The 14,712-nt window shown below is 38.4% G+C and carries 10 protein-coding genes and 2 pseudogenes; 8 read left to right on the top strand and 4 right to left on the bottom strand.

The window, feature by feature from the left end:
- The 7 genes and pseudogenes from TOL9009_RS46900 to TOL9009_RS0104875 form a co-directional block, all read left to right on the top strand.
- A partial coding sequence (locus TOL9009_RS46900) for a hypothetical protein (protein ID WP_029631576.1) occupies window positions 1-2,649 on the top strand: 2,649 nt, incomplete at its 5' end.
- A 200-nt stretch (window positions 2,650-2,849) separates the two neighbouring features.
- Window positions 2,850-3,002 carry a hypothetical protein gene (locus tag TOL9009_RS46895; RefSeq protein WP_186227482.1) on the top strand — a complete coding sequence of 51 codons (153 nt, stop codon included), beginning with the start codon at window positions 2,850-2,852 and terminating at the stop codon, window positions 3,000-3,002.
- Between the two features lie 121 nt (window positions 3,003-3,123).
- Window positions 3,124-3,267: pseudogene (locus TOL9009_RS45160) on the top strand (RNA-guided endonuclease TnpB family protein); the annotation flags it as partial.
- Window positions 3,268-3,504: 237 nt separating this feature from the next.
- Window positions 3,505-3,650: pseudogene (locus tag TOL9009_RS50705) on the top strand (IS982 family transposase); the annotation flags it as partial.
- A 571-nt stretch (window positions 3,651-4,221) separates the two neighbouring features.
- Window positions 4,222-5,154 (top strand): P-loop NTPase family protein, encoded by a 933-nt coding sequence (locus TOL9009_RS0104885; RefSeq protein ID WP_038296041.1) that lies wholly within the window; start codon window positions 4,222-4,224, stop codon window positions 5,152-5,154.
- Window positions 5,155-5,177: 23 nt separating this feature from the next.
- Window positions 5,178-5,984: a hypothetical protein gene (locus TOL9009_RS0104880; protein ID WP_029631572.1), complete on the top strand. Its 807-nt coding sequence runs from the start codon at window positions 5,178-5,180 to the stop codon at window positions 5,982-5,984.
- A gap of 56 nt (window positions 5,985-6,040) precedes the next feature.
- Window positions 6,041-6,661 (top strand): DUF6753 family protein, encoded by a 621-nt coding sequence (locus TOL9009_RS0104875; protein WP_029631570.1) that lies wholly within the window; start codon window positions 6,041-6,043, stop codon window positions 6,659-6,661.
- 4 nt (window positions 6,662-6,665) lie between these two features.
- Here TOL9009_RS0104875 and TOL9009_RS0104870 read toward each other — a convergent pair whose 3' ends face one another.
- Window positions 6,666-7,451, bottom strand: coding sequence for a response regulator (locus TOL9009_RS0104870; protein WP_029631569.1), 786 nt, complete (start codon window positions 7,449-7,451; stop codon window positions 6,666-6,668).
- A 402-nt stretch (window positions 7,452-7,853) separates the two neighbouring features.
- Between TOL9009_RS0104870 and TOL9009_RS48375 the strand changes: the two genes are divergently transcribed.
- The gene (locus TOL9009_RS48375; protein ID WP_029631567.1) at window positions 7,854-8,099 is read left to right on the top strand and encodes a hypothetical protein; all 246 of its coding nucleotides are present in this window, start codon (window positions 7,854-7,856) and stop codon (window positions 8,097-8,099) included.
- Between the two features lies 1 nt (window position 8,100).
- Here TOL9009_RS48375 and TOL9009_RS0104860 read toward each other — a convergent pair whose 3' ends face one another.
- From TOL9009_RS0104860 to TOL9009_RS48885, 3 genes are read right to left on the bottom strand one after another with little or no spacing between them, the layout of a single operon-like run.
- Entirely contained in the window at window positions 8,101-8,871 is a 771-nt protein-coding gene (locus TOL9009_RS0104860; RefSeq protein WP_029631565.1) for a hypothetical protein, read from the bottom strand.
- 7 nt (window positions 8,872-8,878) lie between these two features.
- A complete protein-coding gene (locus TOL9009_RS38145; RefSeq protein ID WP_242055736.1) occupies window positions 8,879-14,557 on the bottom strand; it encodes a hypothetical protein in 5,679 nt (1,892 codons plus the stop codon).
- Window positions 14,547-14,711 (bottom strand): hypothetical protein, encoded by a 165-nt coding sequence (locus TOL9009_RS48885; RefSeq protein ID WP_260675844.1) that lies wholly within the window; start codon window positions 14,709-14,711, stop codon window positions 14,547-14,549. The genes TOL9009_RS38145 and TOL9009_RS48885 overlap by 11 nt, the downstream gene beginning before the upstream one ends.
- Window position 14,712: the final 1 nt, after the last annotated feature.

Raw genomic sequence — 14,712 nt, 5'->3', positions numbered from 1 at the left:
GATGATGTCAAATACCAATTAAGAAAAGTTAAAAAATTATTCCGACGGGGGAGTGGGTTTAATCGTAGAGGACAACGGTTGCGCGAACGTTCTACGCCCACTGCTACAATTATCTTCACTCCGGATCAACTTCCGACCCCTGCTGAATATATAAAACTTGGCTGTCCTCGTATCATATATATGGGTGACGAACGGGTGACTATCTGGAAGGAAGCTGTTGCCAAAGGGTGGTGTCATATATTCGACAAATCCGTCCCTGGTGTAGGCAAGTCTCACACCGCCGGGAGCATGAGAGCGCATGAGTTTGATGTTCGACAATTATTTTACAACGCCGCTGACCATCGCAATCCCACCACACTGACAGTGGAAAAGCACTTTGTCGATTTACCCCCACGCCATAATGGGTTAGTAATAGACAAAAACCGAACCACCCCGATGGGTCGAGCTTTCACCGTCCACCCAACTGGAAACGAGCCTGAAGATACGGCTAAAGTCGTGGGTAACTGCCACCGCACCCCCACCTTCCGCGCCTTAAGTAATAAAAATATTAACAATATTGAAGCAAAAGAAAACCCAATTTGTGCTAGCTGCCACCTGCGATTTGCTTGTCAGACTTCAATCGGTTCGGGGTTTGGCTACCGCAATAAGCGGAGGGAGGTACTAAAACACAGCGAAATCCGAGCACATCCTCAGAGTTTACCGTTGGTGGATGATTACGAATATGGCGATGTGGGGATGTACTGGGACGAGGCATCTGGGTTATTTACAACTCATAAGAAAATCGAAGTAAATATAAGCGATTTTAATCAAACTGTAGGAGAGTTGGCAATTCACAACCCAGAATTATTTGTCAAGTTGCACCCAATATTTGAGAAGTTACGCTGGCTGTGGGAAAAACTAAAAGCCGTAGAGGATAAAGGGCAAGCGAAATCCGTAAATATTGCATTTTCTCATGGTGTTCCCGAATCAGATCGCTATGGTTATAACGACACGGCGATACGTCAATTGCTCTTAGAAGTACCCGAAGACATTGCCGATACAATCGAGGAGTTGGATCGTTGCCTCAAACCCGATTTATCTTTCTTGGCTGATGGTACTGACGGAATTGATACCACATCGATGAGTAAGAAAGAGCGTTCACAATTACGTATAGCAAACCAACTACTACGTCAAGAAAGCTACAGGGAAGCCAAACGTACCCTTGATTCTATCTCCCTCAACTGGTTGATACCCATGCTTGAGGTATGGGCGTTCTTCCAACGGGGTGCATTACATTTCGATAAAGGAATATTATCGATATACGTAGCCGACAACCGCCATCAAGAAGTAGCCCGTGCCGCTAAATTTAATATTTATTTAGATGGAACGATGGATGTTCGCTACCTTGCCCTTAAGCTAGGTGTTGTCGTTGAGAATATCCTCCAAATCGAGCAAGTTGTCCCTAGTTATGAGAACTTGACTGTCATTCAGGTTACAGGGATGGGGGTACTTGGGCGCGATCGCCGAGAAAGTATGATCGCGCGGGTGATGGCATGTCGCGAGGGTATTATTAATAAGTACGAGGGGTTGAGTGTCGCTATTATTGAAAGAAAAGCTTTCGCTCTGGATGGGGATGGCTACCACTTTAGAGATAGTCGGGGGGTAAACCGCTTCAAAGATGTCAACATACTGGTATCGATAGGTATACCGTACCCGAATATTGGGGAACTGGCTGCCGAGTATCAGATATTGATGGGGGTTTCACAAAGGCTAGACAAAAATGGACAGCCTTGTTTTATAGATCCGCAACACCCCACGATACCCTCGGATGAAGGCTGTCCATTTTTGTCCGGGTTCAGTCCAAGGGTTAGCCCCGACTTGGAGGGAGAGGAGAAAGAGGAGCGAAGAAAGCTCATGGCAGCACGGTTTGGCAAACAAGGTAGTAACGACTATGCTCTTGTGCAACAGGGGAGCGACCTTGATTACCAGGAATTTATCGATTCTTTTGTCCGTGCCGAGATATTACAAGAAGCTGGTCGCTTGCGATCGCACTTGCGCCCGGAGGAGGAATTAATTTATTATTTCGTCGGGGATTTTGATTTGGAGTTTTTCCAAGTGGAACTTCCAGGATGTAAATTTGAAACCAAGCAGGCAATTGAAATCGATTTCAGGGCTGCCGATTATGGGGAGCAAACTAAAATAGCGATCGTTAAAGCTTGCGCTGATTTAATCGCACATCAGGTAAAACCAACCCAGGAGAAAATTGAGGATGAATTAAAAGAAAAATATCCTGACCATGCGGTTAGTCAGGAGCGGATAAGTCAGATTGCCAATAAAAGTTTGGGGGGTTGGAAGGGATTGCCTCAGACGATAGCAGCAATAATTAAATCGTTAGGGGAGAAAGGAGAATTACCACTAATCGAGGAGCATGAGCCTTTTTATGCCAAAGTTTATCTGCCTTTATTGAGTCAGGAATCGCCAATCAACGCAGTTGTGGAAGGAGTGCAGTTTGCTTTATTAGTGGGAACTCGCTTTGGCGCTATTCTCCAACACGTATTAATTGATGTGCGGTCGCAGTTGTTGAAATATGCTTTTTCTGTGATGCAGATAATTGGGGTTGGTATTGAGTGGTTAATTGAGGAGTTATCTCCCTTACTAGATACCTGTTAAAGTTGGTAGCTATCGGACTTGTTGTAAAGCTTGTAGAATCGCCGCAATAAATTGACGGCCAGTGTCAACAGGAGCTACTTCCGCCGTTGTCTTCTATAAATGCGCGAGCAGCGAAATTATTTGGTAGTGGCGGCTTCCAACTAGGTTGGAACACCGTCCATAGAACTGTTGGAGTACGTTAACCCTCAAGTCTGTTTGAATTGTTACAAGTTTCCGTATTGGCGATCGCTACTGGGATATGCATACATAATTTATCATTCTTCCGCGAGAAGACTCCCGTCACACCGGAACGGTTGGCGGTGAGACGGCAGTCGCTTCAAGTCGGCGGAGCCGCCCAACGCGCTGCCTCATGAATCGCGGGTCAAAAACGAAACACCTTCTGACCAAAATTGAGCGTAAGCTCTCATCAGGGAAGAGGGTAGTTGAGTTTTTGACAATATGGTATAGTGTTTTATGTCGCAATTTTTGACATAAATGCTGGTACTTGAAGCAAAACTTGAAGGACAAAACGTACAGTATCAAGCGCTTGATGAAGCGATTAGAACTGCTCGTTTTGTTCGCAATGCTTGCCTTCGGTACTGGATGGATAACAAAAGGCTATCAATGGCGGGTCTGAATTCCCCACTGATTGATTCTGACTCTTGAATTCTTCTTAAACAGATATAAATTCTGTATTTTTAATTGGTTTATTAAATATTTAACAGTATTTCACAGCCAAAAATTATTAACTTTGTACATAAGTTTTAAATACAAAGTTAATACTTTTCTACATGTACAAACTTTGATTGAATTTACATTTAACCCAACGTGAGTTCGACAAGTTGAAAAAGGCACAAAAAAAGCTGAGACTGTAATATTGCGAACGCTTTTTATGGTTCAAGCTACAGGGCATTTAACGAGTTTTATACACTGCATGTACTGCTTGCGTTGCCGTAGCGCATTCCCAAATCTGGTCAGCTACACCAAGTTTGCCCTTGTTAATGCCGTTGTGTTGTTTTTTGCATAATTAATACTTGATAACATGACATTGTTGGTAATTATTTTTGAATTATTAATATATTACGTTTTGAAGTACAGAATATGGCTTATAAGCTTATAAAGTTTATTGAGTCAACATGTAATTACCTGTATTTTGAGCAAACTAGATGAAATTTATTACTAATTGATATATCAACAAATGTTGAGTAAAAATTTAAGTTTTGTTGATTGAGTTTTTGAGCTAAAGATTACATAATATAAGCAATATATGTAAGTGAGAGTAGTCAAGTTTCATTGAATAATCAGTACTATTTACTTATATAGTTAATTTTCAGTGCAAGTAGATGAGCATTTTAGAATTGATCCAGGCAGAAAATTTTGTTTTGGATTTATGCAAAAATATATTTATAATTATTTATTTTTGGAAAATGATGCAAGAATTTTAATTATTCCTTATATAACCAACTGCTTTTATAATTAAATACTGTTTAGAGTAAATTTTGTTCACCTCTTTTAAATGAAATATTTTTTTAAATAAAGATGAAAAATTGTGATTGACATTAACAAGGTGTATTTGCTTTGTAAAAGATTATTATGTCTCAAATTAAAAAAAATAAGGGTAAAAAACTCATGTCTGATGATAATACAATTAATAGTAATATTTCGCTAAACACTGATAAGAAACCTCAAAAGCGACTGGTAATTGTTACAGGTGATAAAGGTGGTGTGGGAAAAAGCACCTTTGCACGAGCGCTATTTCAACTGTACATTAATAAAAATTTACCCTGTGTTACTTATGAAGCTGACTTAAGAAATCCTCAGTTAGAAAGATATTTCAAAAAAGACTACCGACCTATAATACGTTACATTGATATTTTTCATAGAGGTGGTGCTGACGATTTATTAATTAATTTAGATGAGACTGATTGTCCTATTACATTATTAGACTTGCCAGCACAATCTGGAGGTTTCTTTGAAAGCTATGTTAAAGAACTTTCATTTTTTGAGGTGCTTAAAACCGATATTAATTGTCAAGTTACGATGGTTTCAGTGATTAGTAGGGTTCTTGACTCTATAAATGTTTTAGAAAAACTTCGTGAACTTTGTAAAGACCAAGTAGATTATATTGTTGTCAAAAATCTCTTTCATGGTGAAGAAGAAAAGTTTGAGCGATATAATGATTCTTCTCTACGCCAAAATATGCTTGCAGAAGGTCTAATGGAACTTGTAATGCCAGATTTATTCTACAAGTCTTATGACTTTATTGATCGCCATGCTTTAACCTTTAATGAAGGACAGACTCATAAAGAAACAAATATTGTAATTAAGTCAAGAATTAAATCTTGGCTTGCTGAGTTTGAAACGCAAATTAAGCCAGCATTTAATTTATTGGGTTTTGATATACAACCAGATGATTGTTACTACCCAGCAGTTGTGGAAAAATCTAAAGAGCTTAGAGAAAACGAAGAAAAAGAAAAAGCTAAAAACCAAGATGCAAATTTAACATCTCAAGATATAGCTGCTTAATTGAATAGTTTGCTTGGTTGATTATGTTTAAAAAGCGTTTTGTAATTACATCAGGTGATGCTCGTGTAGGTAAGTCCACAACTTCTAGGCTGTTGCTAGAGTTGTACTTAAAGAATAAACTTAATGTGCGTGCTTTTTACCACGGGTATCGTAACAAACTGTCGATGTATCAAACAAAAGGCTTCGAGATAAACCATTTGGGATTCTCCAGAGGTGATTCTGATAGGTTATTACTTGATTTAGAGATGTTTCCCAAAATTGAAGTTGTTTTAACTGACATGCCAGGTCAAAACCTCCGAGAATTCAAGTTTTTTGATAGAGATGTTTCGCTGATAGAAAATCTTAATTGTCTAGGATATCGTGTTACTTTCTTGCACCCGATATCACATCGTAAAGACTGTGTTGAAGATTATCTTAAGGATTTATACCAGCATTTTGGTAGTCAAGTTGACTATATTGTTATCAAAAATTATTACTTTGGCAAGCAATTTCGATACTATGAAGGTAGTAGATTCCAAGCTGATATTAAAAAATTAAATGGCTTGGAGCTAGTTTTGGGCGGGTTGCATAACGACTTTTACCAGATGCTTGAGGATACTGGTTTACCCTATGCTCAACTTGTTGAAACTAACTCGCCTCTTAATACTATTCAGCGTTCAATAGTATTCAACTGGATAGAGAATTTTAAGAATTCTATTGTTTCTAATGTGATTGCTTCTAATTATTTAGGGCTAAGTAAGAACTGTACAGAACTAGCTTCTGTAGGTGCAAATCAACAAAATCCTTCCGATTTTGATGTAAATGAAGATATTGAATCTGAAGAATGGTAAGTATTAGCTTTACCAAATTGACAGTGAGGTTTTAAATTAACTGTTTAAGTACCGCTATGACCAATATTGCAAAAGTTGTTGAAAAAGTTGTTGCAGAATATTCTGAAGAAAAAAAAGCAGAGGTCACTGATTGGATACTTAAATTGGGTGTTCGACCTGATGACCCCTTGTTTAACCTATATGCCGAACTGGGTACAACTCAGTTTGCGTTGCAGCAGCTACCAGGTAGGCTTGACTCGCTTGTGATGGGTTGGACTGACATGGTAGATGATAAGCTTAATAGTGCTTCTAAGGTGGCAATACAACAACAAAAAAGTGCGATCGCCCAAGCGGCTAAGGATTTAATTAAGATGACTAAGCAAGCTGGCGGGGTTTTGCCTCACTTGGGTGTAAGTAATTGGCGATTGGCACAAGTGGCAGGGGTATTGGGTTTCGTACTGGCTTTAGGGGCTGCAATAGGTGTTTTTACGCATAAGACCATTGCTGAAAGTGCAACTTTTCAGCCGACGGCTTCTGGATCTGCCATTTTACAACCCAAAGATAAAAAGCTTCTCGATTGGGCTAAATCCAATGAAGGCGAGGTAGCACGTAGTATTTATGTTAAAAACGCCGCCATCATTAAAACTTGCCGCCAGCACAAGAAGTATTCAGGTGGCTGCATAATTGCGGTTGATTAATTTTCTAAGCAACCCAGCCTTTGTATCCCTTATTACTCGTTTTAGTTATATCTTTTTGACTGTTTTGGTTGTTTTTGACTCTTGTGTGGGTTTCTTGAGTAACTTCTTCAATTTTCATGTCTGCAAAACTGAGGATTCCCAGGCGGATAGCTTCGCGGATAGCGTTTAACCTATCTTTGACTCCTAGCTTGATAAATGAATTATGTAGATATGACCTTACTGTACCTTCAGAAACATACATGACATTAGCAATTTCATTATTTTTCATGCCTCCAGCAGCTAATTTAAGAACTGTTATTTCTTTATTAGAGAAATCACTTAACAAATCCAGTGCATTTCTATCGGGCGTGTCATTTGATCTGAGACTATCAATCAGAATGCGATTGATAGTTGGGTCAATCCATGATTCGTTATTGTACGCAGCCATAACTGCTTCAATGAATCTTTCTCCTACTTCTTCTCTGACGCTATTTTTACAGTAGTAACAGTCTGCGCCATTACTAATTGCTGCATTAATGGCATCTCGGTTGCAATTTGCAGTCATAACCACAATTTTAGTTGATGCGTGTTTGTATTTAATTGTACTTATTACATCAATGCCATCGATATCAGGTAAATCAATATTTATAATTACGATATCTGGCTTTTTTCTGTCAACAATTTCTATTCCTTGTTTTCCGTATTTGGCAACGCCACACACTTGGATTTTACCAGTTTCAGATAATATTGCCGCCGCGCCAATCCTAGATATGTTTTCATTTTCAATGATGATAACATTAATAGGTTTCATACTATATGATTTTTGGGTTTGGTACTGTCCCTGATAATAATAGTTATAGCACTGACTTTTGGAAATTTATTAATCTTCACAATTACTATAAATTCATTAGCTTATTTAGAATAGGACTTACGCAAGTGTCACAATATAAAGTCAACTGGCGCATATATTTGAATTTGAGGTAAATGCTTGTAAGCATTGATTTATAAACGTTAAATCAAACTTGATTCAATGTGACAGTTTTCATATAAATGTATCAATTGCGTAAGTCCCGTAAAAAGTTTTTTAGTATTTGTAAAAACTTTACAAAATGATTGGGTAATTTTAATTAAGTATTTATTTACTACATAATTTTATTTGTAACCACTAACTTTAATAGTTTTCAGCAATTTTACAGACGAATAGATAATTTTTATGAATACTGATAAACTTTTAGGATGGATAGAAAAGATTGTTGTTTGGTCTTTGATAGGGATACTATGTTTGGTCGGATTAGGCAGATTGCCTGTTAACCCGACGAGCTTTTTTGACTTTAGTGCGTCTTTTTACTATTTTGCTGTTGCAGTTGTTATTTGTCCTAAGACTCCCCTGAGTCTTAATAAAAAGCTAATTTTTGGGTTTATAGCTTTTTTATATGGTGTGTGGGTTGGGTTGATTTAACTTAATCTAACTCTTTATGATCATCCTTGCTTTTAAATTGTTGTTGGCTCTGTTCTCGGCGTGCTTGTTGCTCATTGAACAGAGCCTTGAAACGTTCAAATTCATTTTTGGTGAGGTTATTGATGGTGATAGAGTACTCTTCTGAGTTATTGTCATGAGATGCCAAGAGTGCTTCTTGAGTTTCTTCGGAATCAGGTAAATTTCTATCAAGACTAAGAGTTTGCGAATTTTCTTCTAATTTTAGACTTGCAGTATATTCTTCACTTTTATAAATGATACCTTGTGTCTCTTTATCTGATTTTCCATATATATTTAAGCGGTCTAAAATTACAGGAATAACAAACTGTTTAATTTGGAAATCGGCGGTAACAGATTGTACTCTATCTTCTGGACTTTCTTCTACTGGGTTGCCATTATTGTCGTCATTTTTATTTGTGGGGTTTTTTAGAACCTCTGGTTCAATTGTCATTCCTGTGAACTGGCTTGCTTCGGCTTGTGAAGATGACTTTTGATTAACTTGATTAACAAAAGTGATAGATTTAATTTCTGTAAAGTTTACTTTTGCTTCATCTCGCACTACTTCACCGATTCTGTTAATTTCCGAATTCAACCTTAGCACAGCCTCTTTTCTTTCCTCAGTAGTTGGAGGTTTTTTTGCAGATTCTTCAAATTTCTCTTCAGGGATGTTAAGCTGTTTGATCAATTCTCTGAGGAGACAAGCTTGCATTGCTGGAGTTAAACCTTCTACTGGAAACTCGATTAGTTCTTTCATAGTAAAATTACCTTTCTACTAAATCTTTTTTGACATTTTTAAGTGTATTATTGATGCGATAACTCATAAATTGAAAATCTTGTAATGTTTCATCACTAATGTTACTTACTTGAGTTTTTCCTTGTTTGACATATAACAAGATATTATCCTTTTTATCTTTAACTAAATAAGTTTGGTTTTTAGTTTGAGTAGCAATCTGATATTTTTCTGTTTGGACTGACATAATGCCATTAATATCTTCTTGTCCAATTGTCTTAACTACACGTTGAGCAAGACTGGTCATTTCATTAACTTTTTCTAAGTCTTTAATGTCTTGTTCCATTGCCTTAAAAGCATTCTCAAGACTAATATTTTCTTGAATGGATAAATTAGTTATCTCCTGAATTCTATTGAGATATGTGTTTGATTTACCGAGTTTTTCAGCTGCTATATACCAGTCTTGGAGATTTTGCACTGTATTAGCTTTCATCCGCTCGATAATGCTATCCATTGCTCTAACCTGCTGCATTTTGGGTTGAGCAGGTGATGCAAATGCTTGATCAATATTTGGTTGTTGGCTTTGTTGTGGAGAGAAAATGCTCTTGTCTTTAGCAATTAATGAGTTATCTGATACTTGTGTATTAGCAGAAATAGAATTGCTACTAACTTTGGTATTTTCTACATGATTAAATACAGCATATCCTTGGGAAGTCAGTTCTACTTTGTACCTTTTTTCTTGAAGATAATTTTGAACTAATTGGTCAGTTCCTTGTGCGTTTCCAACAATGAAAGAGCTTTTCGCTGCTATTGCCTTATCAAGTAAGGGTTTATAGTGATTTTCAAATGTTTGGGCAATTTGCTCGCTTGTTACTCCACGCCACGGGCCAGATCCGGACACCATAATGATGTCTTCTTTTGAGTAATTTCCTGTGTTGGCGCGTTCCCCCCATGCTTGCTCGTAATTTCGTGTGCTTGAAGGTGTACCGGGGGGTGCAGCTGATTTACCGATAAACTGGGTAGCTATTTGGGCCATCGCAATATCTTTTTTCATGTGTTCAGCGACGGCGGCGTTTATAGGTTCGAGTTGGGACAGTGGATTTGTGGGCCGCAGAGCAGTCTGTTGGGACTTGTCCTGCTGGGTTTGTACTGTAGTTTGTTGTGTTTTTGCAACTACATACATATATGCTTCGCTAAGGGCTTGAATAAATGCGGATTCTTTACCCTTACCCTGCCACTGTTGATCCTGGGCATTAGTAATGCTTGTACAGTTCTCTAACCAATTGACTCCCCCACGTTTGGCGATCGCCTCAGTTAGCCGGGGATGTTGTTCGAGTTTAGCTTGAAGCACTTCTACCATTAGCTTGTATTCATCAGCTGATGGATGCAACTGCTTTTGGTGATTAAATGCGTGTTCGGCGGATGCGTATGGTACTCCTTGAGGTTTTTGGACATGGGTTTCTACTCCATATTGCCCGGCGGGGGCTTCTGGGTTATTATTGACTGAAACTTGGTAATCGTTTTGCAGCTTGCCTTGTTCTTTGGCGAGTGCAGTGGCAAGGCTGAGTGCTGCTCCAAGCCCATCTTTGGAGTTTGGGCTGATATTTACTGGTGTTGCAGCTTGTTTTTGGATGGTTGGGAACGGAACAATTTTGCCATTGACATAATCTCCTAGTGGCTCCATGAATAAGCCATATACCTGACTCTTACTCGCTTGAGTTTGGGTAAGTTCTTTTGGTGAATGCTTCTCCCATCTCGCCCAGGCTTGCTGGTAACTTGGATCTTGAATCATTTCAGGGGTAATTTTGTATTGCTTACCCACCCGAAAAGCAACTTGCTCGCCGTTTTTACCAAGGGCGATCGCAATATCTCTCTCTTTGATACCATAAGTTTTTTGGTAGTCTACACCTCTGGTAGTGTGTATCCTACCGTGTCCGCGCATAGCATTAATGGTTGTATCAACTGGTATCGTGGAAGCTTCGCCGTGCAGATGTAGCGAATAAACCATTGGTACTGGTTTTCCAGATATAGTCGGGTTGTCTGGAATCTGAGGGTTAGCAGCGCGTGCCGTAGTGGAATTCCCGATGGCGATAATTTCTTCTACAGTTGTTTGGTTTGAAGGATGTGAGGCAGTATTTTGAGTGACTTCTCTGAGGCTTGTATAGCTACGTTCTATTTTAATTTCTCCCCCAGGTGTCCACTCGTTAGTTTTGATGGTAAGGTCGCTGTTGCTTTGGACTATCGCACGAGGAGGTTGGTTTGAGGCGAGGAAGTTTTCAAATTTTTGGCGAACGCTGTTTTCTCTGCCCCAGTCATTTTTAATTGACCAGATGTTGATAGACCATCTGTCAGCTTCAGTATTGAGGGCAGCGTGTTCATTCTTGCAGTTAAAGCGGGTTACTATACCCGACTCAAGTTTAAACTCTTGGTATGGTGCGTCCTGATTCTCTTCCCTAGTCCATGCCATTCGTTCCTTAGCAGCGCGATATCCCCAATCAGAATTTCCGATATTAATGCTGCGGGCTTCCGTCGCGGCATAACTATCGTCGCGGTGGTAGTTGATGCCAGCGCCGGGGTTTTCGGAATAAGTGACCAGCACAATATCCGCATCAGGATATACTTGTTTGACAAGTTCCATTAACTTGTCATCCTGTACCCCTGGCTTGAAGTCTTTATCCTTCAAATCCCATTTTGCACCCACCCATGCAACTTGTCTCAGTAGTGCGTAGTTAGATTTATCGTTTTCAAGTACGGGTTTGAGGTGGGTTTCAAGGTGCGATCGCAGCTGTTCTACTTTTTCCTCGCTTATCTTACCCAAGATTTCAATAGCTTTAGTTGGATCTGCTTGACGCGAGTTGGGTAGTAATATTGGTTGATTTTTAGCTTCTAATTGTGTATCCTTTAATACTTGTATCTTAGGTGCGTTTTGATAGACTTGTGAAATTCCTGCAACTGTGGCGTTAGTATTTGATTGAGTGTTAGTTGTATTCTTTTCTGGTACAGCTTTTGCTGGAATAATTGGTACTGGAGAATCTTCTTGATTGAGTTCTCTTGGACGGTTAGGAAGTGTTTGTAGAGCTTTTTTGTACTCACTATTTTCTGGAATTTGGTTTAATTTTAAAAAACTACCTTCAGTTGCAACTTTTTGATTTAACTCTGTAATAAGCTGTTCGTAACGGTCAAATTCATCAACTTTACCAATATTAATAGGTTCTCCAAGCAAAGTATTTAATTCTTCGTTGATTTTTACATTAATATTATTTTTAATAAAAATAAATCTAGCTGTGTTACTCTCAATAAAATAGTCGTTTTCAGTAGATTTTGATTCTAGCCAAGTGGCTACAGCGATCGCGTCTTGTGCGGGAACTACTAATCCAAGAGCTTCTTTCGTTTCTGTCTGCGATCCATCCGGTGAACTATATTGTTGATTTTGATTATAAAAATATATAGTTTGTTTTGGAATGATTGGAGTGATTTGTGAAGGTGTATCTGCACTCTTGATATTACCACCAGCACGGTGAATAAATGTTTGTTTTAATTCCTCACTAATGGTACTTTCATCAAGTACGAATACAGTCATACCTTTTTTGGTTTCTAACCGAGCTTGTGATGCTGGAAGCTGTTCGTATGATACTCCTACTTTTTCTAGGTACTTTTTGGTTTTTTCAGCTATATGCTCATCAACTGTTAATCCTAAAAGCCCTACTAATTTTTGTTCTTGATCTTGGGATATAATTGTAGGGCGTTCGTTAATTTTACCGAGTATTTGGTTGTGTTTTTTTTGTTGCTCGGTTTTTACAGGCTTTTCATTACTTATAAGCTGACTGCGTTTAATCCATTTGTCGGGATACTGTACTGTTTCTGGATTAATAATTATTTTACAGGTACTTTCATTGCTGGTAATCTGCACAGGGATAGTCGTTCGTTGTTGATTTGGGCGAATAATACCCGTATCAATTAGTTTTTGTACAGTGCTACTTTCTTTTTTTTGCCACTGTATTTGTACATTCTCTCTATTTAACTCGGCTTCAAGGCGTTCACTATGCTGACCAATAATACCGAGGGATTGATCGCCAATTTTAGCAATATAAACGTGCTTTTTATCAAATGCTCTAACTAAAGTTTCTTTAAATGCTTGGTTGCTAATCTCCTGTTTTTTGTACTTTGGATTAGTAATATTGATTCTTAAAAAATTTCCCTTAGATGTCTCTGCTATTGCATAGGCATTTTGTCCGGTGATGATGGTTTGAATTTTAAGCTGTAACTGTTGCCCATTACCGGGTTTTTCTGCTAGCCAACCTTCAGCAATACCCTCTTTGATTGATTCCTTATCAATGTTGCCTAGTTTCTCAGGTTTATTACCATTTTGAAGATAAATGCTATAGTCTTCACGAATCAGGTCAACCTTTTCAATTGTTAACATTACAGGCTCATGATTGAACCTTTGGGAATTTCCAAACTTATTAACTTCACCTACTTTAAAGGTAAGTTCTGGTAGTCCGGGTACTTTGGTTGTAACAGAGGTGGTATATACTTCACCTTTTTCAACGCTGGCAATAGCAACACTACCAATTGGTAGTCGGGCATTACTTTGTTCTATATTGCCAAATGTTTTGTAACTACCTTCCTGATTCTGGATTTCAATGACACTTTTTCCATCTTCAGCTAGGTTAAATCGAATATTTTGAAGTTTATTTTCATGAAATAATTCACTACTTATGTCGAAGCCAGTGATACTAAACTCGTTAAATCTGAGTGTGTCTAACTGACTGATAATCTCTTCAGGAAAGGCAGCAAAGGCGAAATTAGAAACTTTCTTTTGGTAATCGCTACCTTTATCATTACTACTCTCACGAGTAGTTGATACTGCCCAGGTAGCAGCTGCCATTGCTAGCTTTTGTCCTTCTGGAATTGAATTGTAAAATTCTTCTGCTATCTGGTAGGCTTTTTGGTAAAGAAGTTTAATTTGACCTTCACTTAATTCAGCTTGGAAGGCTATTTTGCTAGACGTTACTTCCTGTACAAGTCCAATTCCTATTTCTTCGGGTTTGTTTTCTTGCTCCTTAGCAAGTGTTCCTAATGCCCTAAACTTGGGTTTACCGTTCTCAGTCTCATCGTTAATTTGGGCATAAACTACATATTTATGCGGGCGGTTACTGTTGCGCTTATCCTCAGATATTTCTGATAGCTTGATCGTAATTTTATTCGCTTTCCAGATAAATTCGTTGTCATACTGTAAAAGGTTAGTTACACTTACTTGATTGCCGTTAGCAAGGGTAATATTTGCAGACGGCCCTTTTTCAGTTTCTTTTTGTCTAGATAGCTGACTCGCTTGGTTAAAGGATTTGTCGAATTCTTTTTTGACAAGAGTAGCTCTTAATCGCTGTTCGTTAGAAAACTCGACACCTTTAAATAAAGCTTGAAATTGGGCGATTTCACGCGATTCGAGACGAGCTTTTTCAAAATACTGGTTGGTTTGAGCAATTAGTAATTCAACAGGCGAGTATCCCGTGGGTTGAATTGTATTGTCAATATAGACATCTTTCTTCTTATCCTTAATATAGTTAACTTCCCGGTGGAGAATCCGACTGTTGTTGCGGATAATTTCCATTTCGGGTTTTTTGGCACTTTTGAAGAGGTCAACTGCAATTTGGTTTTGAAATGCTGCCTCGGCAATCATTTCGCGGTATATCTTAATGTTAGTATTCATTGCCACCAGTGTATTGACCTGGTTTAGAGGTTCTTGCCGAACAGTTTTGATAAACTCTTCCAGGGAGCAACGCGATTTGGTGAGGTGGGGCAAAAAAGGTGCGATCGCTAAAAATAATATTTAAGTACAAAGTGATTTTATTTGCACTAAACATA

Origin of the sequence: [Scytonema hofmanni] UTEX 2349, from assembly GCF_000582685.1 — a bacterium.
Taxonomy (GTDB): Bacteria; Cyanobacteriota; Cyanobacteriia; order Cyanobacteriales; family Nostocaceae; genus Hassallia; species Hassallia hofmanni.
This window is presented reverse-complemented; position numbering and strand designations above follow the sequence as displayed.